The following is a 24,477-nucleotide window of genomic DNA, read 5'->3' on the forward strand; positions in this document are numbered from 1 at the left end:
ACGCAGATGAGAATGTCGCTACGACCGGTGCTCGCGACGGTGTTGGGACTGCTGCCCGTGTGCGTCCTGCTGGCGGTGCTCAACGACAGCCCGATCTGGGTCGGGCTGGTCAGCTGGGTCGCCGCCAGCGCGGTGACCGTCCCGCTCGGCCTAGCGCTCACCCGGCTCCGGTCCCGGAGCGGCCAACGCTGACGACGTGCGGCGGTAGAACAGCACGCGACGAACCCCGGTCCGCGATCAGCGGGCCGGGGTTCGTCGTACGAGTGGGTCAGCCCTTGCCGGCGTGGCTGGCGAGCTGGTCGAGGCCGTTGATGATGCCGCCGGCCAGGTCACCTCCACTGAATGCGCCGACCATGGAGAGCGCGGCCAGCTTGGCGTACGTGTCCGGGATGCGCTTGCGGGCGTACCGCCCGGTGATGATCTCCAGCTGCCGCTGGTTGGGCGACACGGCGATCAGCACCGACTTGTCGGGCTCGGCGAGCTGACGGTGCAGCCGCTGGGCGTGCTCGCGGATGGGCTCGTCGAGACCGCCGACGAAGACCGAGAAGACCAGGCCGGTGCCCTGGTCGGCCAGGCGCAACGCCTCGTCGATGCGCAGCAGCTGGCGGGTCGAGAACGGCCCGTCGAGCACCTCGGGCGGATTTTCCGACCCGGTCTGCTTCTCACCAACGGTCACTTGCGCCTCCGGTTCCACCGGCCGGCGCCTCGACGCTGGCCTGCTCAAGCTTGTGGCTGGTCAGCGCGGGCGCCTGCGCCCCCGCCGTCAGCGCGGTGCCGGCCGAGTCGGCCAGCTGCTCCGGGCGGCCCAGGAACCAGACCGGAGTGAAGTCGAAGGGCCGGCCCGGACGGTAGCGCTTGGCGCCACCGCCACCGCCGGTGGCACCCCCGCGGCTACCGGCGTACGACAGGCCGGCGATGACCAGCACCGCGGCCAGCGGGATGCCGACGAAGACCAGCAACGTCTCGGTAACAGACAATCCCAACGCCCCCAGGCGGAAGAAGGACGACCTTGAACAACCGGGTCGGATGGACGATCACGCTGCCGACCGCCCGACTCCGTCGCCATTCACGTTAGCGGAGTCGGCGGCCCGCCAGATTGCGGGGTGCCGATCCCATCCGTCACTGGAGTTCTCCAGTTGCGCAGCGGTAGCGATAAGCCGCGCGTCGTCGCCGTACCGGCCGGTGAGCAGCACCCCGACGGGCAGTCCGTCGGTGGTGGTGCCCAGCGGCAGCGAGACGGAGGGATCGCCGGTGACGTTGAAGATGGCGCAGTAGGGCGAGAACCGGCGTTGCCGGTCGAAGTCGGCGGCCGGGTCCGCGTCGGCGGTGAACCAGCCGACGGGCGCCTGCGGGGTGGCCAGGGTGGGACAGAGGAGCAGGTCGCAGCCGGCGGTGCGGCGGGCGCCGAGGCGGACCTGCGCCTGCAACTCCCCGAGGGTGGCGGCCAGGGTGCCGGCGGAGAGTTCGGCGCCGCGGGCCCGGAGCAGCCGGGTCAACGGCAGCAGCTCCGCCTCCCGCTGCGGCGGCACCGGGGAGAGCGCCAGCACGTACCAGAGGATCTCGAACAGCGGCCACGCCGCCGGCCCGAGCGGCGGCGGCACCTCGACCACCTCGTGGCCGGCCGCCGTGAGCAGCGCGGCGGCCCGGTCCACGGCGGCCACGCAGTCGGGATGCACCGGTTCGTCGGCGAGCATCGGCGTGGTGAACCGGCCGATCCGTAGCGGGCCGGGCTCGGCCCGGCGTGCGACGGCCAGGTAGCCGCCGGGCGGCGCGGGCGGCGGCAGGTAGGGCTCACCGGGGACCGGGACGGCCATGACGTCGAGCAGCGCGGCGACGTCGGTGACCGTCCGCCCGAGCGGGCCGCTGGTGGGCAGGCCGAACGCGCCGGAACCGATCGGCCCACCGGAGACGAGGCCCCGACTGGGCTTGTAGCCGACCAGGCCGCAGAGCGATGCCGGGATGCGCAGTGACCCACCGCCGTCGGACCCCTGGGCGACCGGGACCAGCCCGGCCGCGACCGCCGCCGCCGCGCCGCCGCTGGACCCGCCCGCGGTGTACGCCAGCTGCCACGGGTTACGGGCCGGCGGCGCGACCCGGCCCTCCGAGTAGAGCGAACAGCCCAGCTCGGAGGTGGTCGTCTTGCCCAGGCTGACCAGACCGGCGGCCTTGATGAACCGGACCACGTCGGCGTCGACCGGCGGGACGAAGTCGTAGAAGGCGGCCGAACCGAAGGTGGTGCGGACCCCGGCGGTGAGCGTCAGGTCCTTGATCGCGGTCGGCACCCCGTGCAGGGGGCCGCGCGCCTCGTTCGGCACCGCGTCGGCGGCGCGCGCGGCCTGCCGGGCGAGGTCCGGTGTGACGGTGACGAACGCGCCCACGGTGTCGCCGAGCGCCGCCACCCGGCGCAGGGAATGCTCGACCACCTCGACGCTGGACAGCTCGCCGCGGGTCATCGCGGCGGCCTGCTCCAGCGCGGTCAGGTCGTGCGGCTCGGCCATGCCGTCATCCTGCCGGCAGTCGGTCGTTCGCGCAGCCGACACGCGCTGGCGACCGGAAACGGACCAACCGGACGCCCGCCGCACGCCTGACCGGTCGGGCCGCCGGGGCGAGGCGCTGTGCTCAGCCGCGCAGGAAGCGCAGGGCGTTGGTGGACAGAAGCTTGTCGCGTTGGTCGTCGGTGAGGAAGTCGGCCGCGTGTACCACCGCGCCGGCCGGCCGTTCGCCAAGCGGGTACGGGTAGTCGCTGCCGACCAGCACCCGATCCTCCCCCAGCGTGTCGACCAACAGCCGCAGGGCGGGCGGCGCGAAGACCACCGAATCGACGCTGAACCGGTCGAGGTAGCTGCTGGGTGGGCCGGCGGACGCGCCCCGGACCAGGTCACCACGGCGGTGCCAGGCGTTGTCGGCGCGGCCGAGCCAGAACGGGAAACTGCCGCCGCCGTGCGCGAAGCAGATCCGCAGCGTCTCGGGCACCCGGTCGAAGACCCCGCCGAGGATCATCGCCAGCACCGACAGGTGCGTCTCGGCGGGCATCCCGGTGAGCCAACGGGCCATCCAGCGGTCCAGTCGCGGCCCGCCGGGCATGTCCCAGGGGTGGACGAAGACGGGCGCGCCCACCTCGGCGCAGTGCTGGAGGAAGGTGACCACGCCGGCGTCGTCCAGGTCACGGTCGCCGACGTGGTTGCCGATCTCCACGCCCACGTGCCCGGCGGCGAGGCTGCGGTCCAGCTCGGCACAGGCGGCGTCCGGGTCCTGGAGCGGCACCTGGCAGAACGGCACCAGTCGGTCGCCTCCGGCCGCGGTGACCTCCAGGGTCAGGTCGTTGAAGATCCGGGCGACCTTCACCGCCTGGTCGGCCGGGCGGTCGTAGCTGAAGAAGACCGGGGTGGGCGAGACCACCTGCACGGCCACGCCGTCGGCGTCCATGTCGGCCAGTCGGCGCGACGCGTCCCAGCACTCGGCGCCGACCGGGCGGAACTCCGTCTCCCCCACCATGATCATGGCGGCGCGCTCGGAGTCGACCCGCAACCACGGCCAGCCGGACCCGCCGCACGCCGCGCCGAGGTCCGGCCAACCCTTCGGTACGACGTGCGTGTGCACGTCGACCACACCTGCGGGCATCAGCCCTTGCCCGGGTGCAGGGTGCCGCAGTTGGCGCAGGTGCGCGCCTGCTCGTCGGCGTAGAACGCCTGGAACACCGGGGGCAGATCGGCGGCGATGTCGCGGACCTGCAACTCGACCTCGTGCACCTTGCTGCCGCAGTCCGGGCAGTACCACTGGAACGTCTCCAGCGTGCCCTCCTCGCGGACCCGTTCGACGACCACGCCGATCGAGCCGGCCTCCGGCCGCTGCGGCGAGTGTGGGGTGTTGCGCGGCAGCATCCACATCTGGCCCTCGCGCACGTGCACAGTACGCGGCCCCTCCGGGGTGACCAGGTTGATGTGCATGTTGCCCTTGACCTGGTAGAAGAACTCCTCGTACGGGTCCACGTGGAAGTCGGTGCGCTGGTTGGGCCCGCCCACCACCATCACGATGAAGTCGTCTCCGCCGGGGAACATCTCCTTGTTGCCCACCGGGGGCTTCAACAGGTGCTGGTTGTCCGCGATCCAGCCCGGAAAGCTGAACGGCTCGGCGATCTCACTCACGACTGACCTCCCGAGGGAAGAAGGGCCACGGCCTGGATTTCGATCAGCAGGTGCGGGTGCGGCAGCTGGTGCACCGCCACCGTCGTACGGGTCGGTCCGGAGGCGTCGAAGAACTCGGCCCACACCTCGTTGTAACCACCGAAGTCGTTCATGTTGACCAGGTACGTCGTCACCTGGACCAGGTCGGTGAGGTCCGCGCCGACCGAACGCAGCAGGTCCCGCACGTTCTCGATGACGGCCCGCGTCTGCACCCGGATGTCGAGGTTGGTGGTGCCGAACCCGTCCACCTCGACACCGGCGAACGTGTTGTCCGCGCGCCGCGACGACGTACCGGAGACGAAGACGAAACCACCGGCGACCTTGACGTGCGGAAAGGCCCCCCGCGGGACGGCCTTCCCGGCTACCACCCGGGCGGTCACGACGACGCCCGCAGCGAGGCCGTGCCGAGCTTCTCGACGACGGCACGGACGTGGGCGCCGGGGCGCAGCGGCACAGCGGCGGTGGCGGCACCGGCCAGGAAGACCCAGCCGGACTCCAGCCGCACCCCGTGTCGGCCCGCCAGCCGGATGCCCTCGTCGAGCGCCCGGCGCGGATCACCGAGGATCGCCGCCGTCGAGCCGACCTGCGCCACCCGCCCGTCGACCTCCAGCAGCACACCCAGGTTGTCCAGCCCCGCCGGCACCGGCGACCACGGCCCGATCACGAAGGCGGCGGCCGAGGTGTTGTCCGCGATCACGTCCGGCAGCGAGAAACGGAAGTCCGCGTACCGGGAGTCGATCAACTCGATGGCCGGGGCGACCGCGCGGACCGCCGTGGCGAAGTCGCCGACCGGCTCACCAGGCTCGGGCAGCCGGTCCAGCAGGAACGCCACCTCCGGCTCGACCCGGGGATGGATGTACGCGGCCGGGTCCACGGCACCGCCGTCGGGCACCCGCATCGCGTTGGTGAGCCGCCCCCAGATCACCTCGTCCACGCCGACCTGGGCCATCTTCGCCCTGCTGGTCAGCCCCATCTTCAACCCGACCAACCGCTCACCGGCGTTCAGCCGGCGTTGCAGCAGCGCGGCCTGCACGGCGTACGCGGTGTCCACGTCGAGGCCGGTCTCGGCGGCGAGCTGCGGGATCGCGGTGGCCGTGTCGGCCGCCGCGCCCAGCTTGTCGGCGATCCCGGCGATGTCTGGTCCGATCATGAGGGCTCCTTGCCGGCCAGGTCGAGTGCGACGTCCACGATCATGTCCTCCTGGCCGCCCACCATCCGGCGGCGGCCCAGCTCGACCAGGATCGACCGGACGTCCACGCCGTACTTCGTGGAGGCCCGCTCGGCGTGCCGCAGGAAGCTGGAGTAGACCCCGGCGTAGCCCAGGGAGAGCGTCTCCCGGTCCACCTGGGCCGGTCGGTCCTGGAGCGGGCGGACGATGTCGTCGGCGGCGTCCATCAGCGCGAACACGTCGCAGCCGTGCTTCCAGCCGTGCAACTCGGCGACCGCGACGAAGACCTCCAGCGGGGCGTTTCCGGCACCCGCGCCCATGCCCGCGAGGGAGGCGTCGACGCGGACGGTCCGGCCGTGCACCGCGTCGGGGCCGACCGGCGCGGACCCGGTGACCCGGCCGTGCTCGACGGCGAGCACGCTGTTGGCCACCCCGAGCGACAGGTTGTGGTGGGCGTGGATGCCGATCTGCGTCTCCGGGGCGAGGACCTGCCGGTACGCGTCGACCCGCTGCGCCACGTCGGACATCAGCAGCCGGCCGCCGGAGTCGGTGACGTAGACGCAGTGCGCCCCGTACGACTCCATGAGCTTGGCCTGCCCGGCGAGCCCGGCCGGATCGTTCATATGCGACATCATCAGGAACCCGGCGACGTCCATGCCGTTCTCCCGGGCCCAGGAGATGTGCTGGGCGGAGATGTCCGCCTCCGTGCAGTGGGTGGCGATCCGGACGCTGGTCACCCCGAGCGCCTTCGCAGCCTTCAGATCGGCGATCGTGCCGATGCCCGGCAACAGCAGGGTGGTCAGTTTCGCCGTGGTCAGCACCTCGGCAGCCGCCGAGATCCACTCGGCGTCGCTGGCGGCGCCGTGGCCGTAGTTGACGCTGGAGCCGGCGAGGCCGTCGCCGTGCGCCACCTCGATGGCGGCCACCCCGGCGGCGTCCAACGCGGCGGCGATGGTGCGTACGTGGTCGACGGAGTACTGGTGGGCGATGGCGTGCATGCCGTCGCGCAGCGTCACGTCCTGGATGTACAGCTCGGTCATGGCGCGGCCACCTCCGAAGAACGCAGGGCGACCAGCCGTTCCGCGGTGCGCAGCGCGGCCGAGGTCATGATGTCCAGGTTGCCGGCGTACGCGGGCAGGTAGTGCCCGGCGCCGGAGACCTCCAGGAAGACCGACACCTGGAGGGCGGTGAGCCGCCGCCCGAGCGTCGGCAGGTACGCCTCGACCCGGTCGAACTGCACGTCCTGCTTGAGCCGGTAGCCGGGGACGTACTCCTGCACGGCCGCCACCATCTCGGCCACCGAGGCGGCGATGGCGTCGGTGTCGGCGTCGGCGTCCGGGCAGAGGCAGTAGACGGTGTCCCGCATCAGCAGCGGCGGGTCCGCCGGGTTCAGCACGATGATCGCCTTGCCCCGCTCGGCCCCGCCCACCACCTCGATGGCCCGGGCCGTGGTCTCGGTGAACTCGTCGATGTTGGCCCTGGTGCCCGGCCCGGCGGACTTCGACGCGATCGACGCGACGATCTCCCCGTACGCCACCGGGGTGACCCGGCGTACCGCGGCGACGATCGGCACTGTCGCCTGCCCGCCACAGGTCACCATGTTGACGTTGGGCTGGTGCAGGTGCTCGTCGAGGTTGACCGGCGGCACCACGTACGGGCCGAGCGCGGCCGGGGTCAGGTCGACCACAGTGCGGCCGTGGGCGCGCAGCACCTCGTCGTGGCGTCGGTGCGCGCCGGCAGAGGTGGCGTCGAACACCAGCTCGACGTCGGCGAACTCGGGCAGCGCGACGAGCCCGTCCACGCCGTCGGCGGTGGTGGCGACACCGAGGCGGCGAGCGCGCGCCAGGCCGTCGGAGGCTGGGTCGATGCCGGCCATCGCCACCATGCGCAGGCTGTCACTCACCCGCAACACCTTGATCATCAGGTCGGTGCCGATGTTGCCGGAACCGAGCACCGCCACTCCGACGCTCATGCTGATTCCCCTCGGGAGAAGGATGTGCGCACCGAGCCGAGCCCGGAGATCCGGGCCTCGTACGCGGCACCCGGGGTGACCGGCACCATCGGACCGAGCGCCCCGGAGAGCACCACGTCCCCGGCGCGCAGCGGGTCGCCGGCGCGGGCCAGGGTGCCGGCCAACCACTGCAGGGCGTGCAGCGGGTTGCCCAGGCAGGCAGCGCCAGCTCCCACCGAGACCGGCTCACCGGCGTGCTCCAGCACCATTCCGCACAGTCGCAGGTCCACGTCGGCGAGCCGGCGCGGCGTGGTGCCGAGCACGAAGAGCCCGCTGGACGCGTTGTCGGCGACGGTGTCCACGATGGAGATGTCCCAGGCGGCGATCCGGGAGTCGACGATCTCGATCGCCGGCAGCACGTGGTCGACCGCGCGGATCAGGTCGACCGTGGTGAGCTGCGGGTTCGGGAGATCCTTGTCGAGTACGAAGGCGATCTCCGCCTCCACGCGAGGCTGGAGCAACCGGTCGATGGGCACCTCGACCCCGTCGCCGACCGCCATGGCGTCGGTCAGCATGCCGAAGTCCGGCTGGAACACCCCGAAGGTCTCCTGCACGGCCCGGGAGGTCAACCCGATCTTCGCGCCGACCCGGCGTTCGCCGCGGCCCTGCCAGGCCCGCGACTGGAGTTGCTGCACCCGGTACGCGGCCTCGACGTCGCCCTCCGGCAGCAGCCGGCCCCGGAGCGGCGCGCACGGCTTGCCGGTGCTGCGGGCGTCGGCCAACTCACGGTTGGCGGCCTCGATGTCAGCTTCCATGCCCGCTCCCTCGCTACGGCTCACGACAGGTCCACGCAGACGTTTGTGAGTTCGGAGTAGAAGTTCAGCGAGTGCACGCCGCCCTCGCGACCGATCCCGGACGCCTTCACCCCGCCGAACGGGGTACGCAGGTCACGCAGGAACCACGTGTTGACCCAGACGATTCCGGCGTCGAGCCGGGCGCCGGCCCGGTGCGCGATGCCCACGTCCCGGGTCCACACGGTCGCCGCCAGGCCGTACTCGGTGCCGTTGGCGAGGGCGTACGCCTCGTCCTCGGTGTCGAACGGCGCGACGTGCACCACCGGGCCGAAGATCTCCTCCCGGTTGGTGCGGGCGTCCGGGCCGAGCCCGGTGAGCACCGTCGGCTGCACGTACGACCCGCCGTCGCGGGTGTCGCCGAAGGTGGGCGTGCCGCCACCGGTGAGCACCTCGGCGCCCTCGGAGCGGGCCAGCTCGTACGCGCCGAGCACCTTCCTGCGGTGCTGGTGGGAGATCAGCGGCATGGTGGCGGTGGCCTCGTCGGTCGGCCAGCCGTACGCCAGCTCGCCGGCCCGCTTCGCCAGCCGGGCGGTGAACTCCTCGAAGACCGGGCGCTGCACGTAGATGCGCTCGGTACAGAGGCACACCTGCCCGCCGTTGGTGAAGCTGGACCGCACCGAGCCGGCCACCGCGGCGTCCAGGTCGGCGTCGGCGAAGACCAGGCCGGCGTTCTTGCCGCCGAGTTCGAAGCTCACGGCCTTCACCCCGTCGGCGGCGGCCCGCATGATCGCGCCGCCGGTGGCCGACTCGCCGGTGAAGGTGATCGCGTCGACGCCCGGGTGGCGGGTGAGGAACTCGCCCGCCGAGTCCGGCCCGAAGCCGTGCACCAGGTTGAACACCCCGGCCGGTACGCCAGCGGCGGCCATCACCTCGGCGAGCACCGTCGCCGAGGCGGGAGTCTCCTCGCTGGGCTTGACCACGACGGCGTTGCCGCAGGCCAGCGCCGGGGCCACCTTCCAGGTGAGCAGCAGCAGCGGCAGGTTCCACGGCACGATGACCGCGACCACGCCGACCGGCTTGCGCAGCGCGTAGTTGAGTGCCCGGCCGCCGGTCGGGGTGACAGTCGTGAACGACTCGGTGGGGGCGGTCGCCACGATCTCCGCGAACGCCCGGAAGTTCGCCGCGCCGCGCGGGATGTCCAGGGTGCGGGCCTGGGCGATGGACTTGCCGGTGTCGGCGACCTCGGCGGTGACCAGGTCGTCGAAGCGGCGCTCCAGCTCGTCGGCGACGCGGCGCAGCACCTCGGCGCGCTCGCGCTCCCCCATCCGGCCCCACGGCCCCCGCAGCGCCGCCCGGGCGGCGGCCACCGCGTCGTCCACCGTGGACTGTGATGCCTCGTCCACCTCGAAGACCTGCTCCCCGGTGACCGGGCTGGCCTTGGTGAACGTCGTTGCGCCGTCGACGAACTCACCGGCGACGAAGTTGCGCAACCGCTGCGGGCCACTCGGCGCGTGGCCGGCCATCAGCCGCGGATCCCAGTTGCCGGTCATGCCCGCCTCCCTCGGCTCAGTGCCGCGCCGATCGCGCCGACCAGCAGCAGGGCGGCCCCGCCGACGACCGCCCCGAGCACCCGGTGCTGTCGGCGCACCCGGCGGCGCACCTCCGCGTACGGGGTGGTGGAGAACGACACCAGCTCGTACTGGGAAACGTACCGGCCGGGCAGGGCCCGTTCCAGTGCGTGCTCCACCCGCCGTCGGGTCTGGAAGACCGGGGAGGCAACCTTGTCCCGCATCTCCACGAAGTTGGTCAGCGCCATCGTCGCGATGGCCTCGGCGTTCTCCTGTCGGCGCCGCTGGAACAGCGGCAGCGCCGCCAACCAGTCGTCGGCGCACTCGTCCAGGCAGCGGTCCAACTCCACCACGTCCTCGAAGGCGCAGTTGGCGCCCTGGCCGTAGAACGGCACGATGGCGTGCGCCGCGTCGCCGAGCAGGCCGACCTTGCCGTTGACCTGCCAGGGGGTGCAGCGCACAGTGCCGAGCACGCCCACCGGGTTGTGCTGGTAGTCGTCGACCAGGTTCGGGGCCAGCGGGACCACGTCCGGGTAGTGCTCGGTGAAGTGCTTTTCGATCTCCGCCGGGCTGGTCAGCGAGGCGAAGCTGCCGGCGCCGTCGTTGGGCCAGAACAGCGTGCAGGTGAAGGAGCGGTCCGGGTTCGGCAGTGCGATCATCATCGAGGTGCCCCGCGGCCAGATGTGGAGCGCGTCCGGGTCCAGGGCGAAGTCCCCGCCCAGCGGCGGAATCGTCAGCTCCTTGTAGCCGTAGTCGAGGAAGTCCACGCTCTCGTCCAGCAGCCCGTACGCCAGCAGTTGCCCACGCACCGCGGAGCCGGCGCCGTCGGCACCCAGCGCGACCGACGCCTTCGCCGCGACCGTGCCCTGCGGGGTCTCGAAGCTCAGGGCGCCATCGGTCGGGTCGAGCCCGACCAGCCGGTGGTCGAAGACGACCCGCACCCCGGGCAGCGCGGCGGCCTCGTCCAGCAGGGCGTTGTTCAGCGCACCCCGGCTGATCGAGTTGATCGCCCGGTCGCCGGCCGCGCTGTACGACTGGAACTGCTGCTCGCCCTCGACCGGGTGAATCATCCGGCCGCGCATCGGCAGCGCGTCGGTCATCACCTGCTCGGCCAGCCCGATCCGGCGCAACGCGTCCAGGCCACGCTCGGAGAGCGCCAGGTTGATCGAGCGACCGCGTTCGGCGGTGCCGGCGCGCGGGTCGGAGCGGCGCTCGTAGAGCGCCACCGGGTAGCCACGCCGGGCCAGGAAGCAGGCCGCGAGACAACCGGCCAGCCCGGCCCCGATGATCGCGATCTCGTCGCGCCGCGCGGTCATGAGTTCACCTGCCCGACGGTGGACGCCAGCGCGGCCGCGGCCCGCCAGCAGTCGAGGTACGTGGAGTACAGCGGCACCGGGGCGAACCGCACGACGTCCGGTTCGCGGGCGTCGGCGATCACCCCGTGTTCGTACCGTAGGCGTTTGGTCAGCTCGGCGGCGCTGCCGGAACCGATACGCACGGAGAGCTGGCAGCCCCGGCGGGCCGGGTCGCGCGGGGTGACCACTCGCAGCGGCCGGCCGACGGTCACCTCGTCGAACAGCGACTCCAGCCAGCCGGTGAGGCGCTGGCTGCGCGCGCGCAGCGCGGTCATCCCCACCGCGTCGAACAGCTCCAGCGAGGTACGCACCGGGCCCATCGCGAAGATCGGCGGGTTGGAGATCTGCCAGGCCTCCACAGTGGCCGGTGGCCGGGACACCGGCGTCATCTCGAACCGGGTGGCCGCCGCGGTGCTCCACCACCCCTCGAACCGGGGCAGGTTCTCGTCGCCGAGGTGCCGCTCGTGCACGAAGACACCCGCCAGCGCACCCGGACCGGAGTTCAGGTACTTGTAGGAGCACCACGCGGCGAAGTCGACGTCCCAGTCGTGCAGGGCCAGCGGCACGTTGCCGACCGCGTGGGCCAGGTCCCACCCGACCACCGCGCCGGCGGCCCGGCCGGCAGCCGTGATCGCCGGGATGTCCAGCAGTTCACCGGTGAGGTAGTTGACCCCGCCGAGCAGCAGCAGCGCCACCCGGTCGCCCTCGGCGGCCAGGTAGTCGGTCACGTCCTCGGTGCGCAGGGCGTCCTCACCCGGGCGCGGACGCAACCGGACCACTGTGTCGTCCGGGTCCAGGCCGTGGAACCGGGCCTGGCTGCGCACGGCGTAGCTGTCCGAGGGGAACGCGGCGTCCTCGATGACGATGCGGGTGCGCGCGCCGGCCGGTCGGTAGAAACTCACCATCAGCAGGTGCAGGTTGACCGTCAGCGAGTTCATCACCACGGCCTCCGCGGGCCGGGCGCCGACCAGTCGCGCGGCCGGCCCGGTCAACAACTCGTGGTACGGCAGCCAGGGGCGCTCCGCCTCCAGGTGCCCCTCCACGCCGAGCCGCCCCCACGCGTCCAGGTCGGCCAGGAGTTCGTCACGGGTGGCCCGAGGTTGCAGGCCGAGCGAGTTGCCGGCCAGGTACGCCGACTCGGGGTGGTCGCCGCCGTCGGCCGGCGGCACGTGGAACAGGTGCCGGTGGCCGGGGTCGGCCTCGTCGCGGCGATGCGCCTCGTGTTCTGGGGTGTGCATGTCTCGCTCTCCGGTCACATCGCGGTGCGGGCCGACCACAGCTCCGGGAAGACCACCCGGGCCATGCTGCGCTGCAACCACGCCAGGCCGGCGGAGCCTCCGCTGCCAACCTTGGCGCCCATCGTCCGCTGCACCGCCTTGACGTGGTTCCAGCGCCAGTCGCCGAACTCCTCGGCGACAGCGCTCAGCGCCTCGCCGAGCAGCCGCAGGTGATTGTCCGGGCTGGCGTCGTCGTAGATCCGTACCCAGGCCGCCTCGACCGACGGATGCGGGTCGTGCTCGACGGCCACGTCCCGGCCGAGCAGGTCGGCGGGGAGGTCGAAGCCGCGCCGGGCGAGCAGCGCGAGCACGTCGTCCCAGAGGCTCGGGGTGTCCAGCGCGGCGCTCAGCTCGGCGTGCACCTCGGCCTGCCGGCGGAACGGTCGGATCAGCGTCGGGTCGCGCAGCCCGAGCAGGAACTCCAACTGCCGGTACATCGCGGACTGGAAGCCGGACGCCTCGCCGAGCAGATTGCGGAACCGGTTGAAGTCGGCCGGGCTCATCCAGCGCAGGCCCTGCCAGGCGGCGTTGAGCCCCTCCAGGTGCAGCTTGGCTCGGCCCAGCGGGGCCAGCGCCTCCCAGATCTGGTCGGCGCGGATCAGCCGCTGGGTCTCCCGCAGCTCGTGGCAGGTCAGCCCGAAGTACAGCTCCATGATCTGGCTGACCATCAGGAAGGACATCTCGCCCGGGTCGCTGCTGAGCGGGTGCTGCATCTTGTGCAGGGCGCTGGCCTGCACGTACGCGTCGTACGGCACCATGTCGGCGAACTCCAGGGTCGGCTCGCCACCGGTGCGCTCCGCCTGCGCGGCGCGCTGCCCGGGGGTCACCGGTTGCACCGTGGCACGGCGGTTCGGCGCCCGCCGCTCCGTCTGATCCACCATCTCGTCTCCCTCCCCCGGACTAGCCGACGTCATGATCTCGCGGTCGGATCGGCCTGCGGAATGCCGAATCAACGGCTCTCGCCGGCTTCTCCTGGCAAACCAAAGGCAACTAGGCGAAGTCGGTTCACGAAAGTAAGGTCTGAGCGTGGACGACATGGACTGGGCGCTGCTGCGCGAGTTGCAGGCCGACGCGCGGCTCTCCTTCAGCGAGTTGTCCCGCCGGGTGCACCTGTCGCCACCGTCCGTCGCGGAGCGGGTCCGCCGGCTGGAGGAGGCCGGGATCATCACCGGCTACCACGCCCACGTCGACCTGAGCCGCGCCGGCCGTAGCGTGGTCGCGCTGATCCGCATGTCCTGCTACGGCGCGCGGTGCATCCTGCACGACCCGGCGGTGGCCGACTGGCCGGAGATCCTGGAGATCCACCGAATCACCGGGGACGCGTGCAGCGTGCTGAAGGTGGCGGCCGGGTCGATCGGCGCGTTCGAGGGGGTCATCGACCGTCTCGCCCCGTACGGCCAACCGTCGAGCACGATGGTCCTCTCCTCCCCACTGAACTGGCACCCCATCACCCCCCTCCCCCGCCAGCGCTAACCCCCCTCGTCCCGCGATCTTGCGCTTTCTGCTGGCGAAATGCCGGCTCTGCGCTGGTTCGCCGCTGCAGGAAGTGCAAGATCGCGAGCGCGGGTGGGGTGGGGTGGGGCTGGTTTGCCTACGTGCCAGCGGGAAAGCAGCGCGTGCCCAGGGGAGGGTTCCGGCGGTCGTCGCCGGTTGGGGGGAAATCATGCAGGCAATCCGCACGATCAACCGCGCGCTCTCGTCCGCACTGACACTGGTGGGGCTGGTTGGGGCGTTCGTCCTGTTGTCGGTCGCGCCAGCGCGAGCCGGCGACAACGTCTTCGTCGAGGTGACACCGAACAGCGCCCAGGCCGGTAGCCGGGTCAGCATCAAGGCGAGCTGCGACAACGACAACAACAACCGACAGTCCAACGTGCACTCCGACGCGTTCGGGCACGTGATGCTCAAACCGGACAAGGGCTTCCTCACCGCGCAGGTCACCATTGCGAGGGACAAGCCGGCCGGTGACTACCCGGTCGACCTGCGCTGCGAGAACGGCCAGACGGCGTCGACCACGTTGACCGTGCTGAACATGGCCTCACCCAGCAAGGGACCGGCGACCGGCGGCGGTGGGATGGCCGGCGGTCGCGGCACCGGCTCGCTGCTGGTGCTCGGTGGCGTGGCGTTGGTGGCGACCGCGATCATGCTCGGGATGAGCGGCGGCCGACGTAGACGGGGAGCCGGCTCCTGAGCCGGATCACCCATGACCCGCAGATCCGCGCGTGCGCGGCCGGACCGCCGCGCCCGCCTCCGGGCCGGGCCGGCGCTGCGCGCGTCCGGCCGGCTGGTGGCCCGCGTCTCCGGGCGGCTGCGCCGGGTCGCCGGGCAGGCCGTGTCGGCCAGCGTCACCACCACCGACCCGGCCACCCGCCCGCTGCCGCCGCGGCGTCCGGCCGGGCCGCCGTCGGCCCGACACCGATTCGGTACGAGTCCCGGGTTGCCGGTGCTGGCCATCGCCGCGCTGATGGTGCTGATCGTGGCGATGCTCGGCGTCGAGCAGGTGACCGGGATGAGCCTGCTGCCGGACCGGCTCAGCGCCGGCCTGCGACCGCCGCCGAAGAAGTTCCCGGTGCTGCCGGCCAGCCCTCCGACCAGCCTCGCCATCGAGAAGATCGACGTGCGGGCGCCCGTACACGACGTGGGCATCGCCCCGGACGGCACGATCGCCGTGCCGGACGCGGCCCGCGCCCAGGAGGCCGGCTGGTACGACCAGGGGCCCACCCCGGGCCAGTACGGCCCAGCCGTGATCGTCGGGCACGTCGACACCACCAGCGGGCCGGCGGTCTTCCACAAACTCCGCGAGCTGCGCTCCGGTGACGAGATCGAGGTCACCCGCACCGACCAGCGCGTGGCGGTCTTCGAGGTCAACTCGGTGGAGAAGTTCGACAAGGGCCGACTGCCGGTGGACGAGGTGTACGGCGACTTCAGCCGCCCGAGCCTCCGACTGATCACCTGCGGCGGCCAGTGGGTCGGCGGCGAGACCGGCTACGCGGACAACGTGGTGGTCTTCGCCTCGCTGGTCAAGGCGCGTTCAGGCGGCTGACCAGCCTCGAGGTAATCGGCCAGCCGGGCGGCGCCGGTGAGCATGGCCCGGCCTCGCTCGGTGAGCCGTTGCCGCCACTGGCGCAGCGACGCGGCGAGCGGTTCGGCACCGCCGGCGTCGCGCACTCGACGCAGCACGCCAGCGATGTGGTCGAGCTGGTACCCGCCGCGGCGCAACAGGTGGGCGAGTTCGGCGTCCCGGACGTCGTCGGGAAGGTACAGCCGATAGTGGGTCACCGGATCACGTACCGGCCGCAGCACCCCGGCCCGCTCCCATTTGCGCAGCGTGGCCGGCTGTAGACCGAGCCGGTGGGCCAGCGCGCTGATCGGCACGGCTTTCTGGCTCTGTGGCTGCGGTCTCGTTCCGGTGAGCGTCGCCACCGCCGCCTCGACCGCGTCCAGGGTCTCCCGATCGCGCTGGAGCAGGGCATGGCCCTGGTCGATGGTGCGCAACGCCGTGTCGATCTCGCCCCGGTTGACGGCCCGCATGATCTCGCCGCTGGCCGCATAGCCATGGCCCGTGATCAACGCGAGGTAGGCACGCAGCGCCTTTACATGCAGCTCGGTGAAGCGACGGTAGCCGTTCGTGGTGCGCTGGGCCGGCGGCAGGACGCCGTCTCGTTCGTAGTTGCGCACGGCCTGCGCGGAGAGGCCGTGGGCGCGCGCGAGATCGATCGGTCGGCGTACCCCCGGGTTTGAAGGTTTTATGGCTGCCACCGCGCTCCGCCGCTCGTGAGTTTCAACCGCTGGTTCAACGATACGGTTCATGGAATGCCATCTTTTCTCGACCTGCTGGCGGTATCCCCGGACCTGCTCGCGCTGGGCGAGCCGACGCACGGTGAGTCCGCCTTCCTCCAGCTCCGCAACGAGGCCTTCATGTCGCTGACGGAGCACGGTTACCGCTCGATCGCCGTGGAGAGCGACCGGGCGGCCGGGCTGATCGCCGACGATTTCGTGCAGGGCGTCGCCGCCGTGACGCTCGACCGGGCGCTCACCGAAGGGTTCAGCCACGGATTCGGAGCGGCCCCGGCCAACCGCGACCTCCTGCTGCGGATGCGGGAGTGGAACGCCGGACGGCCGGTCGCCGAGCGCCTGACGTTCCACGGCTTCGACGCCCCGGTGGAGTTGGAGAGCGCCCCGAGCCCGCGCCGCCACCTTGACCAGGTCTGCCACTTCCTCGACCTGGACCGGTCTGCCGAGATCGACGACCTGATCGGGGACGAGGCGCGGTGGAGTGACTCGGCCGCGATCTGGGAACCGGGCCGATCGGTCGGGCGCTCGACCGACGCCCAGCGACTGCGGGTGCTCGCCGACGACCTGCTGACCGAGTTGTACCTGTGGGCGCCGTGGAAGTCAGCGGGCTGGCAGGCGGCGTTCGTGCACGCCACTGCCGCAGTCGCGTTGCTGCGTTACCACGCCGCAGCCGCCGCACCACTGGCCCAGGAGGAACGCTTCGCCCGCCTGGTCGCGGTCCGGGACGCGCTGATGGCCGAGAACCTGCTCTCGATCCGATCGGCCGAGGCACACCGCGGGCCCACGCTGGTCTTCTCGCACAACGCGCACCTCCAGCGCCACCAGAGCACGATGACGCTGGCCGACACGGAGGTGTCATGGGCCGGCGCCGGCGCGATCCTCGCGTCGTTACTGGGTGACCGGTACGCGGTGATCGCCGGCAGCCTCGGCGCGAGCCCGGCGCTCGGCATCGGGCCGCCCGCCCCCGGCACCTACGAGGGCGGACTCCAGCAGGAGGCCAGCCTTCCCCGCTACCTGCCAGCGTCCGACATCGGAGCGGCCGAGCAGCGGACGCACGACTACCGCTACTTCCCGCTGGACCGGGCCGCCATCGAACACGCCGACGTGGTCCTACACGTCCCGACAGGTGTCGACGCGGCCGTGCTCGCCGATCGGATCGTCGCGCTGCCCGGCGTCGAGCAGGTCGTGGCGAGCGAGGAGAACGGATCACCCGAGGCAGCCTGGGGTGACCGGTTCTTCTTCGTCGGCCCGGACCGCCGCCAGCCATTCGCCACCGTCGTCGAGCACGACGTGCCCGGCTTCGACGAGGCAGCACAGCTTGACCGGCCCGGCGTCTTCCGCCTCAACCTGGACCTGGGCCGGGCCGAGTTCGAGCGGCTGTTCGGCTTCCCGCCAAAGGCATTCGAAGAGCACCGACACGAGTTCGACTTCGCCCGACTGGACACCCTCGCGCCGCACCCGGGCTACGCACAGTACGGCTTCGCCAGCATCGTCATGCCCGGCCCGCAACTGCTGCCCGAGATCGACCGGCTACTCGCGATCGCGCACCACCGAGCGGTCGACCGCCACGAACGCGCAGCGCGCCGGGCAAACCGCCCGCAATCCGGAGCCTGACCACGCCCTGCGGAGTCAGGCGGCCGCCTCGGGCTCCCGCAGGTCCAGCCAGTCGGCCCAGCGGGGGTCGGGGGCGCGGTGGCCCAGCACCCGCCAGGCGGTGCCCTTCGGGGCGGCCGGCAAGGCGTGTAACCGCCACCCCATCTCGGCCGGGGTCTTGTCGCCCTTGGTGTGGTTGCACCGGGCGCACGCGGCGACCACGTTCTCCCAGGCGTGCCGGCCACCCCGGCTGCGCGGAAAGACGTGGTCGATGGTCTCGGCCGGGCCCCGGCAGTAGGCGCACCGCCACCCGTCCCGGGCGAAGATCGCCCGGCGGGACAGCCCGACGTGCGTTCGGTACGGCACCCGGACGAAGCGCGTCAACCGGACCACTGATGGCACCGGGAGCGCGTCCCGGGCGCTGTGCAGGATGCCGTCACCATCGGCGACGCAGACCGCCTTGGCGGAGAGGACGAGGATCGCGGCGCGGCGCACCGACACGACACACAGCGGCTCGTAGGTGGCGTTGAGGACCAACGCGCCGGAGCCCACCGTGGGTCGTATGTCAGGCATCGCGCTCACCCTCCCGGTTCAGCGGCTGCTGGGGACCGCCGCCGACCGGGGCCGGGCACAACGGCCCACACGGTCGACGCCGGGCCGATCACCGACGTCCGTTGCGCCAATAGTCCCTGATCGGACCCCGGATTGCACGTACTAATCTCTCTTCTGGTAAGCGGATCACCCACGCCGAGCCAGGCACCTCGATTTACGACGCTTCGGTGCTCAGCCTCGACCGATCGGCCAGCCGGTCCAGCAGCCATCGGCTCCTATGGTCACGGGCATGATCGACAAGCTGTCCGCCGCCACCGTGCGCCACCGGCACGTCGTCCTGGCACTTGGGCTTCTCCTGGTCGGCGTGAACGTCGCAACCCCGGGGTCCGCGTCCATCGTGGGGCAGCGCCTGTTGATCCTCATCTCGCTGGCGGCCCTGATCCTGGCGATCGTCATCATGGGGGTCCGTCCGGCCTACCTCGTGGTACGGCCGCAGGTTCCGGCCTTCGTCACACCCGGGCCCGCCTGGACGGTGCTCTTCGCCCTGGGCTACCTCGGGCCCGCGTCCACACGTGTCGACGCACTGGCGCGCTCGGCCAGCCAGGGCACGCCGTCGACGTTCGACGTGGTTCTCGATGTTCTCTGGGTCGGCCTGACCGCGCTGGTGGTGGCGTGGGCGTGGCGGGGTCACGGGGTACGGCTGCATCCGTCCGGGGTACGGCAGACCTGGCCGCTGGGCTCGCTCACCGTGCCATGGGAGGCCCTGTTGGCCCCGCAGATCCCCCCGCCTGCCGATCGCCGTCCGTGGCTCCCGATGAGGATCACGGAACCCCGGCTGGTTCGGCGGCGCGGCATTCCGCGGAGCCGGGGGGCGTTGCGGACGGACATCGTCGACGCGGGATTCCTCGCCGCGGTCATCGGACACTACGTCGCGCACCCCGAACACCGGGCGGCGATCGGTAGCCAGGCCGAGTACGAACGGCTCCGCGCCGCGTTGCCCGGGAGAGAGTGAGTAACAACCGGCGGCGGCATCCTGCCCGCGCCGGTAGGCCACCCCGCCGGTGGGTCGGCGGCGGGCGCTCGGGCCCCTTACGGTACGAAGACATAGTGAGTGCCGCCAGTGTGACGCCCCTAGCCCTGTCCGACGCCGTCTCGGTGAGCTGCCAGGGCAGCACCTCCTGCGAGTGGATCTACCGGATCACCGGGTCGGCCTGGTTCGCCGAGGGAAGCTACTGGATCCTGCTCAAACCGCTTCGGGTGCTGCTGATCCTGGCACTGGCGATGGTGGCCCGCTGGGCGCTGCACCGGACGATCAACCGGTTGGTTCGGACGACCACCGACGGTGCGGTGCCGACGATGCTGCGGCCGCTGCGCGAGCGGGTACCCACCGCCGCGGTCGACCCGGCCGAGTTCGTACCCGAGCGACGACGGCAGCGGGCCGAGGCGATCGGGTCGGTGCTGCGCAGCCTGACCACCGCGTTCGTCTTCGGCATCGCGCTGCTGATGATCCTGCGGGAGTTCAGCTTCGACCTGGCTCCGCTGCTGGCCAGCGCGGGGATCGCCGGCGTCGCGCTGGGCTTCGGTGCGCAGAGCCTGGTGAAGGACCTGATCGCCGGCCTCTTCATGCTGATCGAGGACCAGTACGGCGTGGGCGACAACGTCGACCTGGGCGAGGCGATGGGCGTGGTCGAGTCGGTCGGCCTGCGGGTCACCACAGTGCGCGACGGCCGGGGCGTGCTCTGGTACATCCGCAACGGCGAGATCATCCGGGTGGGCAACAAGAGCCAGGGTTGGGCCCTCGTGGTGGTGGACCTGCCGATCGGTTTCAACAGCACCGAGGAGGCGACGGCGGTGCTACGGACCGCGGCCGCCTCGATCGCGATGGACCCGGAGCTGTCGCCGGAGATCGTGGAGGCGCCCGAGGTGCTGGGTGTCGAGCAGGTGACGGTGGACGGCGCGGTCATCCGCACCGTGGTGAAGACGACCGCGGACGGGCAGTTCGCGGTGGGCCGGGAACTGCGTCGGCGTCTCGCCGAGGCGCTGGAGAATTCGGGGATCACCGCGCAGATCGCGGCCGCCCGCATCTATCCCGGTCTGTCGACCCGGCCGTTGCCCGAGGGTGAGACTGGTCAGGGCGGCGCTACCTGAAACCGCCGACACTGTCCGGCAATTCGGGGGTCGCGAGCCGGCCGGCCCCTCGGGTATCGTCCGTTCGTTCAGTCGGGGAGGCGACGAACGGCCCGTTCGACCTAGCTAGTTGTCAGACGATCGGGCAGAATCCGGAGCACGCGTTCCCACCAAAGCGTGATCACATCCTCGCTGATCCGTAGATCTGACGAGCGCTTCCGGCCGGGCTGCCACGAGCGGCCGAGCCGGGGCCGATGGAGGCGACGGTGCCTGACGAGCGACCTTCTGCGGAAGGCCCCGCCACATTCCGCGAAGTTTTCGCCCAGCACGAGTTCCGGGCCGTGTTCGCGGCTGGCACCCTCTCCTGGGTCGGCGACTACGTCGCGAAGGCCGCCGTCACCCTGCTCGTCTATCAGCAGACCCGGTCCGTCGCGCTCTCCGCGACTGCCTTCGCGGTCAGCTTTCTTCCCTGGCTGCTCGGCGGTCCCGTGCTCGCCGCACTCGCGGAGCGCTACCCGTACCGACGGGTGATGGTGGCGTGCGACCTCATCCGAATGGCGCTGATGCTGCTCATCGCCATTCCGAGCCTGCCGTACCAGGCGGTGCTGGTGCTCATCTTCGCCGCCACGTTGGCCAATCCGCCGAGCCAGGCAGCGAAGTCCGCGCTGATCCCGCAGTTGCTCACCGGGGACCGACTGGTGCTGGGGCTGTCGCTGAACAGCAGCGTCGGGCAGGCCGCCCAGGTCGTGGGGTACATCTTCGGCGCCGGTGTCGCCGCGATCGACCCGGAGGCGGCGCTGCTGTTCAACGCGGCCACGTTCGGCCTCTCGGCGCTGCTGGTTCGCCTCGGGGTGCGCCACCGCCCGGCGGTGATGAACCCGGCGCACCGCAGTCACCTGCTGCGGGAGACTCGCCAGGGGTTCGACATCGTGTTCCGCACGCCGGTGCTGCGGGCCATCGCGGTGCTGGTGTTCAGCGCGATGCTCTTCTCGATCGTTCCTGAGGGTCTGGCCGCGGCCTGGGCCAACGAAGAGAGCCGCGGCGCGGTGAGCGCGGGCACCGCACAAGCAGCGATCATGGTGGCCAACCCGGTCGGCTTCATCCTCGGCGGGCTGCTGGTGAGTCGCTTGTTCGGGCCGGCTCGCCGGCTGAAGCTGATGCGGCCGCTCGCGGTGCTCGCCCCGTTGATGCTCGTACCGGCGCTATTCGACCCTCCGCCGCTGGTGGTCGCGCTGCTCGCCGCGCTCTGCGGGTTCGCGGTCGCCGGCATGATCCCGATGGCCAACGGGTTGTTCGTCCAGGCGCTGCCCAACGGGTTCCGGGCCCGCGCCTTCGGGGTGATGGCTACCGGCATACAGGTCATCCAGGGTCTCGCGGTGCTGGTCACCGGGGTGCTCGCCGAACGGTTCCCCATTCCGATCGTGGTCGGGGTGTGGAGCGCGGCCGGGGTGGTGCTGATGGCGGTGGCCGCCCTGCGCTGGCCCGACCAGCAGACGGTGGACGACGCGATCACTGCCGCCTCGCTGGCCAACGCCGATCCGCCGCCCTCCGGGCTCGGCGACCCGGCCAGGGACGGCCCGGTGGGAGGCACGTCCGACCCGCATGCCGGTGACGGCCACCGCCGGCACGCGGTCACCTGACCGTCGAACCGACCTCCGCCCGACAGGCCGGGTGACCGACATTCGGGGTTGTCGACCCGGCGTGATCCGACGCACGCCGTGCGGGTCGGGTCGGCACCGGACACACCTGGCAGGATGGAACTGTGACTTCCGCAGGTGAATCCGACCGTCCCGGTGCGTCGATGACACTCTTCGAAGCGGTCGGCGGCGAACCCACCTTCCGCAAGCTGGTCGACGAGTTCTACGCCGGCGTCGCCACCGACCCCCTGCTACGGCCCATGTACCCGGAGGAGGACCTGGGCCCGGCCGCGGACCGGATGACCCTGTTCCTGATGCAGTACTGGGGCGGGCCGAACACGTACTCCGCCCAGCGCGGGCACCCGCGGCTGCGGATGCGCCACGCGCCGTTCCGGATCGGCGCGGCCGAACGGGACGCCTGGCTGCGGAACATGCGCCGCGCCGTGGACCGGCTCGACCTTGAGCCGGAGATCGCCAACACCCTCTGGGACTACCTGGAGCGGGCCGCGTACTTCATGGTCAACGCCGAGGAAGACCCGGCCAACGGCGGCTGACCCACCCGACCCGGAGCGGCGTCAGAGCAGCGCGCCCTCGTCGTGCAGCCAGTCCACGAAGCTGGTGGCGACCGCCGCGCCGCAGTCGAGCATCTCTACCAGGAGCGCGTCGTGGGTGCCGGCACCGAGTGGCACCTGAAGCTCGGCGTAGATCGGTAGCTGACCGCGCTCGGTCGGGTCACCGATGTACGCCTTGCAGAACCGGCGGGTGTGGTTCCACTCGTTGACCACCCGGTACGCCCGGTCGGCCCAGTCCGGCGGGACCGTGGCGTGCGGGCGTGCCCGCATGACCAGGATCTCGTCCTCCGGCCCTTCGAGGGTGACCAGCACCGCGTGCCGCTCCCACATCGCCAGCAGGTTGCCGTCGCCGTCGGCCAGGTAACGCACGTCGAGCAGATCGAGCGCGTCACAGACCCGGCGTAGACTCACCGGCTCGACTGTGGCGGGCATCTCGGTCAGCACGGGCCGCTCGTTGGACGGGCAGTCGTCCCCCGGCTGACGAGGGCTGGGCGGCCCGATCCGGACCGCGCTGTCGACTGTGATCCCGCTTCGGGTTTCCGGATCGCCGCCGTCGGCGGGACCGGGGCGCCATGACCACCACGGCATCGCTCGCGCACCTCACTCCCCAGCGGATCCAGTCGCCTACGGTGCGTTGGATCCGAGGATGGACGGTACCCGGACAGCCGGGTTGAAGCATCCCCCCAACGACCGCCCCTGACCAGAAGAATGACCCGGGGTCATCCGTTCGGACGAGCACTCAGCGGTGTCACGGCAAGATCCGTGGCCTTCTGCAACCAAGCCGCTCCGTGCGGTCCCACCAGGCCGACCCAACGACCGGCCACCCGCACCTGAACGGCGTGCCCGCCCTCGTCACCCGCAGAGCCGTCGGGGGCGCCGAGGAAGCCCATCCGGACCACCCCCTGCACCAGCCGCTGCGACACCTCGACCGGCGCGGCGGGCGTCCCGTCCGGGGTGATCAGCACCGCCACGTGGTCGAGCAACGCGTCACGCAGGGCCCGCTGGCCCACGGCACGGCCGGCCACACCCTGCTCGCTCGCCGTCCGCAGGGTGCCCGCCGCCGCGTCCGCGATCCGTCGCAACTCGGCAGCGGGCAGCGCCTCCACCTGGCGGCTCCGCGTCGGCGGCAGCGGCCACCGCCACTGGGCGTCCCGGCGGGTCGGCAGAGTCGCGCCGCCCCGCTCCAGCTCGGCGAGCAGCTCTGCGGCTGCCACCGTGACGTCCTCGGCGTCGCCGTCGGCCGGCCCACCGGCAACCGTGCGGACCACCAGGACCTGCCACGGCAGCCGGGCCCACAGGGCAACCCGGCCCGGCGCGCCGGCCGGTCGCAGCCGGACCGGCGCGACCGGATCCAACCGGACCAGCCGGGCCAGGAAGGCGCCCGCGTCCGCCACCCCGGCAATACCGTGGGTGGACGCCGCCACCCGGCCGGGCTCGGCGGTACCCGGCCGGGTCACGCCAGACCGCCCTGCGGCGCGTACGTGAGCAGGAAGTCCCGTTCCTCGGTGGTGATCCGCCGGGGCACCTGACGGGTCAGGTCGAACGGCACCAGCACCGAACGGGCCCGGCTGGCCAGCACCTCGCCGTCGTACAGCTCGTAGGCGACGGTGAACCGGGAGGCCCGGATCTCCTCCACCCACAGCTCGATCCGCACTGTGGGTGCCGCCTCCGCGGTGGCCCGGCCGAGCGCGTAGTCGACCGGGCGCAGGTAGTCGACCTCGTGCCGGCGGATCACCACGCCGTCGGCGAACGAGCCGACGCCCCAGGCCCGGCCGCCGGCGAACATCAACGCCACCCGCGCCTCCTCGTACAGGGTGAGGAAGCGCGAGTTGTTGACGTGGCCGTACGCGTCCAGGTCGGACCAGCGCAGGGTGCAGTGGTAGACGAAGCGGTCAGACACCTTCTCG

The 24,477-nt window shown here is 71.8% G+C and carries 28 protein-coding genes; 9 read left to right on the top strand and 19 right to left on the bottom strand.

Annotated features, from left to right (window positions below; translation table 11 throughout):
- Positions 1-6: 6 nt before the first annotated feature.
- Entirely contained in the window at positions 7-192 is a 186-nt protein-coding gene (locus ACQRWP_RS21675) for a hypothetical protein (protein WP_430497301.1), read from the top strand.
- 76 nt (positions 193-268) lie between these two features.
- On the opposite strand, the gene ACQRWP_RS21680 is transcribed toward ACQRWP_RS21675, so the two are convergent.
- The 14 genes from ACQRWP_RS21680 to ACQRWP_RS21745 form a co-directional block, all read right to left on the bottom strand.
- Complete coding sequence (locus tag ACQRWP_RS21680) at positions 269-676, bottom strand: DUF5130 family protein (RefSeq protein WP_354945602.1); 408 nt, start codon at positions 674-676, stop codon at positions 269-271.
- Entirely contained in the window at positions 663-977 is a 315-nt protein-coding gene (ctaJ, locus tag ACQRWP_RS21685) for an aa3-type cytochrome oxidase subunit CtaJ (protein WP_428842198.1), read from the bottom strand. Before ctaJ ends, ACQRWP_RS21680 begins: the two co-directional genes overlap by 14 nt.
- A gap of 57 nt (positions 978-1,034) precedes the next feature.
- Positions 1,035-2,498 (bottom strand): amidase, encoded by a 1,464-nt coding sequence (locus tag ACQRWP_RS21690; protein WP_430497302.1) that lies wholly within the window; start codon positions 2,496-2,498, stop codon positions 1,035-1,037.
- A 121-nt stretch (positions 2,499-2,619) separates the two neighbouring features.
- Positions 2,620-3,621: an amidohydrolase family protein gene (locus ACQRWP_RS21695; RefSeq protein ID WP_430497304.1), complete on the bottom strand. Its 1,002-nt coding sequence runs from the start codon at positions 3,619-3,621 to the stop codon at positions 2,620-2,622.
- Complete coding sequence (locus ACQRWP_RS21700; RefSeq protein ID WP_430497306.1) at positions 3,621-4,145, bottom strand: 3-hydroxyanthranilate 3,4-dioxygenase; 525 nt, start codon at positions 4,143-4,145, stop codon at positions 3,621-3,623. Before ACQRWP_RS21700 ends, ACQRWP_RS21695 begins: the two co-directional genes overlap by 1 nt.
- Positions 4,142-4,564, bottom strand: coding sequence for a RidA family protein (locus tag ACQRWP_RS21705; RefSeq protein WP_430497308.1), 423 nt, complete (start codon positions 4,562-4,564; stop codon positions 4,142-4,144). The genes ACQRWP_RS21700 and ACQRWP_RS21705 overlap by 4 nt, the downstream gene beginning before the upstream one ends.
- A complete protein-coding gene (locus ACQRWP_RS21710; protein WP_430497310.1) occupies positions 4,561-5,334 on the bottom strand; it encodes a 2-keto-4-pentenoate hydratase in 774 nt (257 codons plus the stop codon). The genes ACQRWP_RS21705 and ACQRWP_RS21710 overlap by 4 nt, the downstream gene beginning before the upstream one ends.
- Complete coding sequence (dmpG, locus tag ACQRWP_RS21715; protein ID WP_430497312.1) at positions 5,331-6,392, bottom strand: 4-hydroxy-2-oxovalerate aldolase; 1,062 nt, start codon at positions 6,390-6,392, stop codon at positions 5,331-5,333. The genes ACQRWP_RS21710 and dmpG overlap by 4 nt, the downstream gene beginning before the upstream one ends.
- Positions 6,389-7,324, bottom strand: coding sequence for an acetaldehyde dehydrogenase (acetylating) (locus ACQRWP_RS21720; RefSeq protein ID WP_430497314.1), 936 nt, complete (start codon positions 7,322-7,324; stop codon positions 6,389-6,391). Before ACQRWP_RS21720 ends, dmpG begins: the two co-directional genes overlap by 4 nt.
- Positions 7,321-8,118 carry a 2-keto-4-pentenoate hydratase gene (locus tag ACQRWP_RS21725; RefSeq protein WP_430497315.1) on the bottom strand — a complete coding sequence of 266 codons (798 nt, stop codon included), beginning with the start codon at positions 8,116-8,118 and terminating at the stop codon, positions 7,321-7,323. The genes ACQRWP_RS21720 and ACQRWP_RS21725 overlap by 4 nt, the downstream gene beginning before the upstream one ends.
- A gap of 20 nt (positions 8,119-8,138) precedes the next feature.
- Positions 8,139-9,620 carry a 2-hydroxymuconic semialdehyde dehydrogenase gene (locus tag ACQRWP_RS21730; RefSeq protein ID WP_430503248.1) on the bottom strand — a complete coding sequence of 494 codons (1,482 nt, stop codon included), beginning with the start codon at positions 9,618-9,620 and terminating at the stop codon, positions 8,139-8,141.
- Between the two features lie 23 nt (positions 9,621-9,643).
- Positions 9,644-10,981 (bottom strand): FAD-dependent oxidoreductase, encoded by a 1,338-nt coding sequence (locus ACQRWP_RS21735; protein WP_430497316.1) that lies wholly within the window; start codon positions 10,979-10,981, stop codon positions 9,644-9,646.
- Entirely contained in the window at positions 10,978-12,258 is a 1,281-nt protein-coding gene (kynU, locus tag ACQRWP_RS21740) for a kynureninase (RefSeq protein ID WP_430497318.1), read from the bottom strand. Before kynU ends, ACQRWP_RS21735 begins: the two co-directional genes overlap by 4 nt.
- Positions 12,259-12,272: 14 nt before the next feature.
- The gene (locus ACQRWP_RS21745) at positions 12,273-13,175 is read right to left on the bottom strand and encodes a tryptophan 2,3-dioxygenase (protein WP_430503249.1); all 903 of its coding nucleotides are present in this window, start codon (positions 13,173-13,175) and stop codon (positions 12,273-12,275) included.
- Positions 13,176-13,323: 148 nt separating this feature from the next.
- Here ACQRWP_RS21745 and ACQRWP_RS21750 point away from each other — a divergent pair, with 148 nt between their 5' ends.
- The 3 genes from ACQRWP_RS21750 to ACQRWP_RS21760 all read left to right on the top strand — a co-directional run bounded on the left by ACQRWP_RS21750 (position 13,324) and on the right by ACQRWP_RS21760 (position 15,337).
- Positions 13,324-13,770 carry an Lrp/AsnC family transcriptional regulator gene (locus tag ACQRWP_RS21750; protein ID WP_430497320.1) on the top strand — a complete coding sequence of 149 codons (447 nt, stop codon included), beginning with the start codon at positions 13,324-13,326 and terminating at the stop codon, positions 13,768-13,770.
- A 190-nt stretch (positions 13,771-13,960) separates the two neighbouring features.
- Entirely contained in the window at positions 13,961-14,485 is a 525-nt protein-coding gene (locus tag ACQRWP_RS21755) for a hypothetical protein (RefSeq protein WP_430497322.1), read from the top strand.
- A gap of 75 nt (positions 14,486-14,560) precedes the next feature.
- Positions 14,561-15,337 carry a class F sortase gene (locus ACQRWP_RS21760; RefSeq protein WP_430503250.1) on the top strand — a complete coding sequence of 259 codons (777 nt, stop codon included), beginning with the start codon at positions 14,561-14,563 and terminating at the stop codon, positions 15,335-15,337.
- Here ACQRWP_RS21760 and ACQRWP_RS21765 read toward each other — a convergent pair.
- Positions 15,280-16,104 (bottom strand): MerR family transcriptional regulator, encoded by an 825-nt coding sequence (locus tag ACQRWP_RS21765; protein WP_430497324.1) that lies wholly within the window; start codon positions 16,102-16,104, stop codon positions 15,280-15,282. The two genes, ACQRWP_RS21760 and ACQRWP_RS21765, sit on opposite strands and share 58 nt — an antisense overlap.
- Before the next feature lie 3 nt (positions 16,105-16,107).
- Here ACQRWP_RS21765 and ACQRWP_RS21770 point away from each other — a divergent pair, with 3 nt between their 5' ends.
- Positions 16,108-17,703: a DUF6194 family protein gene (locus ACQRWP_RS21770; protein ID WP_430497326.1), complete on the top strand. Its 1,596-nt coding sequence runs from the start codon at positions 16,108-16,110 to the stop codon at positions 17,701-17,703.
- A 15-nt stretch (positions 17,704-17,718) separates the two neighbouring features.
- Here the strand turns inward: ACQRWP_RS21770 and ACQRWP_RS21775 are convergent, their stop codons facing one another.
- Positions 17,719-18,255, bottom strand: coding sequence for an HNH endonuclease (locus ACQRWP_RS21775; protein WP_030333470.1), 537 nt, complete (start codon positions 18,253-18,255; stop codon positions 17,719-17,721).
- A 268-nt stretch (positions 18,256-18,523) separates the two neighbouring features.
- Between ACQRWP_RS21775 and ACQRWP_RS21780 the strand changes: the two genes are divergently transcribed.
- The 4 genes from ACQRWP_RS21780 to ACQRWP_RS21795 all read left to right on the top strand — a co-directional run bounded on the left by ACQRWP_RS21780 (position 18,524) and on the right by ACQRWP_RS21795 (position 22,552).
- Complete coding sequence (locus ACQRWP_RS21780; RefSeq protein WP_430497328.1) at positions 18,524-19,246, top strand: hypothetical protein; 723 nt, start codon at positions 18,524-18,526, stop codon at positions 19,244-19,246.
- 95 nt (positions 19,247-19,341) lie between these two features.
- Complete coding sequence (locus ACQRWP_RS21785; protein ID WP_430497330.1) at positions 19,342-20,382, top strand: mechanosensitive ion channel family protein; 1,041 nt, start codon at positions 19,342-19,344, stop codon at positions 20,380-20,382.
- 233 nt (positions 20,383-20,615) lie between these two features.
- Positions 20,616-22,001 (top strand): MFS transporter, encoded by a 1,386-nt coding sequence (locus ACQRWP_RS21790; RefSeq protein ID WP_430497332.1) that lies wholly within the window; start codon positions 20,616-20,618, stop codon positions 21,999-22,001.
- Between the two features lie 161 nt (positions 22,002-22,162).
- Positions 22,163-22,552 carry a globin gene (locus ACQRWP_RS21795; RefSeq protein ID WP_430497333.1) on the top strand — a complete coding sequence of 130 codons (390 nt, stop codon included), beginning with the start codon at positions 22,163-22,165 and terminating at the stop codon, positions 22,550-22,552.
- Between the two features lie 21 nt (positions 22,553-22,573).
- Here the strand turns inward: ACQRWP_RS21795 and ACQRWP_RS21800 are convergent, their stop codons facing one another.
- From ACQRWP_RS21800 to ACQRWP_RS21810, 3 genes are all read right to left on the bottom strand, one after another.
- Positions 22,574-23,158 carry a YbjN domain-containing protein gene (locus tag ACQRWP_RS21800; protein ID WP_030333460.1) on the bottom strand — a complete coding sequence of 195 codons (585 nt, stop codon included), beginning with the start codon at positions 23,156-23,158 and terminating at the stop codon, positions 22,574-22,576.
- 131 nt (positions 23,159-23,289) lie between these two features.
- Complete coding sequence (locus ACQRWP_RS21805; protein WP_430497336.1) at positions 23,290-24,027, bottom strand: hypothetical protein; 738 nt, start codon at positions 24,025-24,027, stop codon at positions 23,290-23,292.
- On the bottom strand, positions 24,024-24,470 hold the full coding sequence (locus ACQRWP_RS21810) for an acyl-CoA thioesterase (RefSeq protein WP_430497337.1): 447 nt from the start codon (positions 24,468-24,470) through the stop codon (positions 24,024-24,026). Before ACQRWP_RS21810 ends, ACQRWP_RS21805 begins: the two co-directional genes overlap by 4 nt.
- Positions 24,471-24,477: the final 7 nt, after the last annotated feature.

Source organism: Micromonospora trifolii (genome assembly GCF_050516465.1).
Taxonomy (GTDB): Bacteria; Actinomycetota; Actinomycetes; order Mycobacteriales; family Micromonosporaceae; genus Micromonospora; species Micromonospora trifolii.

Coding starts and splice junctions, on each gene's coding strand:
- ACQRWP_RS21675 (WP_430497301.1), top strand. CDS start 7: ATGAGAATGTCGCTACGACCGGTGCTCGCGACGGTGTTGGGACTGCTG.
- ACQRWP_RS21690 (WP_430497302.1), bottom strand. CDS start 2,498: ATGGCCGAGCCGCACGACCTGACCGCGCTGGAGCAGGCCGCCGCGATG.
- ACQRWP_RS21695 (WP_430497304.1), bottom strand. CDS start 3,621: ATGCCCGCAGGTGTGGTCGACGTGCACACGCACGTCGTACCGAAGGGT.
- ACQRWP_RS21710 (WP_430497310.1), bottom strand. CDS start 5,334: ATGATCGGACCAGACATCGCCGGGATCGCCGACAAGCTGGGCGCGGCG.
- dmpG (WP_430497312.1), bottom strand. CDS start 6,392: ATGACCGAGCTGTACATCCAGGACGTGACGCTGCGCGACGGCATGCAC.
- ACQRWP_RS21720 (WP_430497314.1), bottom strand. CDS start 7,324: ATGAGCGTCGGAGTGGCGGTGCTCGGTTCCGGCAACATCGGCACCGAC.
- ACQRWP_RS21725 (WP_430497315.1), bottom strand. CDS start 8,118: ATGGAAGCTGACATCGAGGCCGCCAACCGTGAGTTGGCCGACGCCCGC.
- ACQRWP_RS21730 (WP_430503248.1), bottom strand. CDS start 9,620: ATGGCCGGCCACGCGCCGAGTGGCCCGCAGCGGTTGCGCAACTTCGTC.
- ACQRWP_RS21735 (WP_430497316.1), bottom strand. CDS start 10,981: ATGACCGCGCGGCGCGACGAGATCGCGATCATCGGGGCCGGGCTGGCC.
- kynU (WP_430497318.1), bottom strand. CDS start 12,258: ATGCACACCCCAGAACACGAGGCGCATCGCCGCGACGAGGCCGACCCC.
- ACQRWP_RS21755 (WP_430497322.1), top strand. CDS start 13,961: ATGCAGGCAATCCGCACGATCAACCGCGCGCTCTCGTCCGCACTGACA.
- ACQRWP_RS21765 (WP_430497324.1), bottom strand. CDS start 16,104: ATGAACCGTATCGTTGAACCAGCGGTTGAAACTCACGAGCGGCGGAGC.
- ACQRWP_RS21770 (WP_430497326.1), top strand. CDS start 16,108: ATGCCATCTTTTCTCGACCTGCTGGCGGTATCCCCGGACCTGCTCGCG.
- ACQRWP_RS21775 (WP_030333470.1), bottom strand. CDS start 18,255: ATGCCTGACATACGACCCACGGTGGGCTCCGGCGCGTTGGTCCTCAAC.
- ACQRWP_RS21780 (WP_430497328.1), top strand. CDS start 18,524: ATGATCGACAAGCTGTCCGCCGCCACCGTGCGCCACCGGCACGTCGTC.
- ACQRWP_RS21790 (WP_430497332.1), top strand. CDS start 20,616: ATGGAGGCGACGGTGCCTGACGAGCGACCTTCTGCGGAAGGCCCCGCC.
- ACQRWP_RS21795 (WP_430497333.1), top strand. CDS start 22,163: ATGACACTCTTCGAAGCGGTCGGCGGCGAACCCACCTTCCGCAAGCTG.
- ACQRWP_RS21800 (WP_030333460.1), bottom strand. CDS start 23,158: ATGCCGTGGTGGTCATGGCGCCCCGGTCCCGCCGACGGCGGCGATCCG.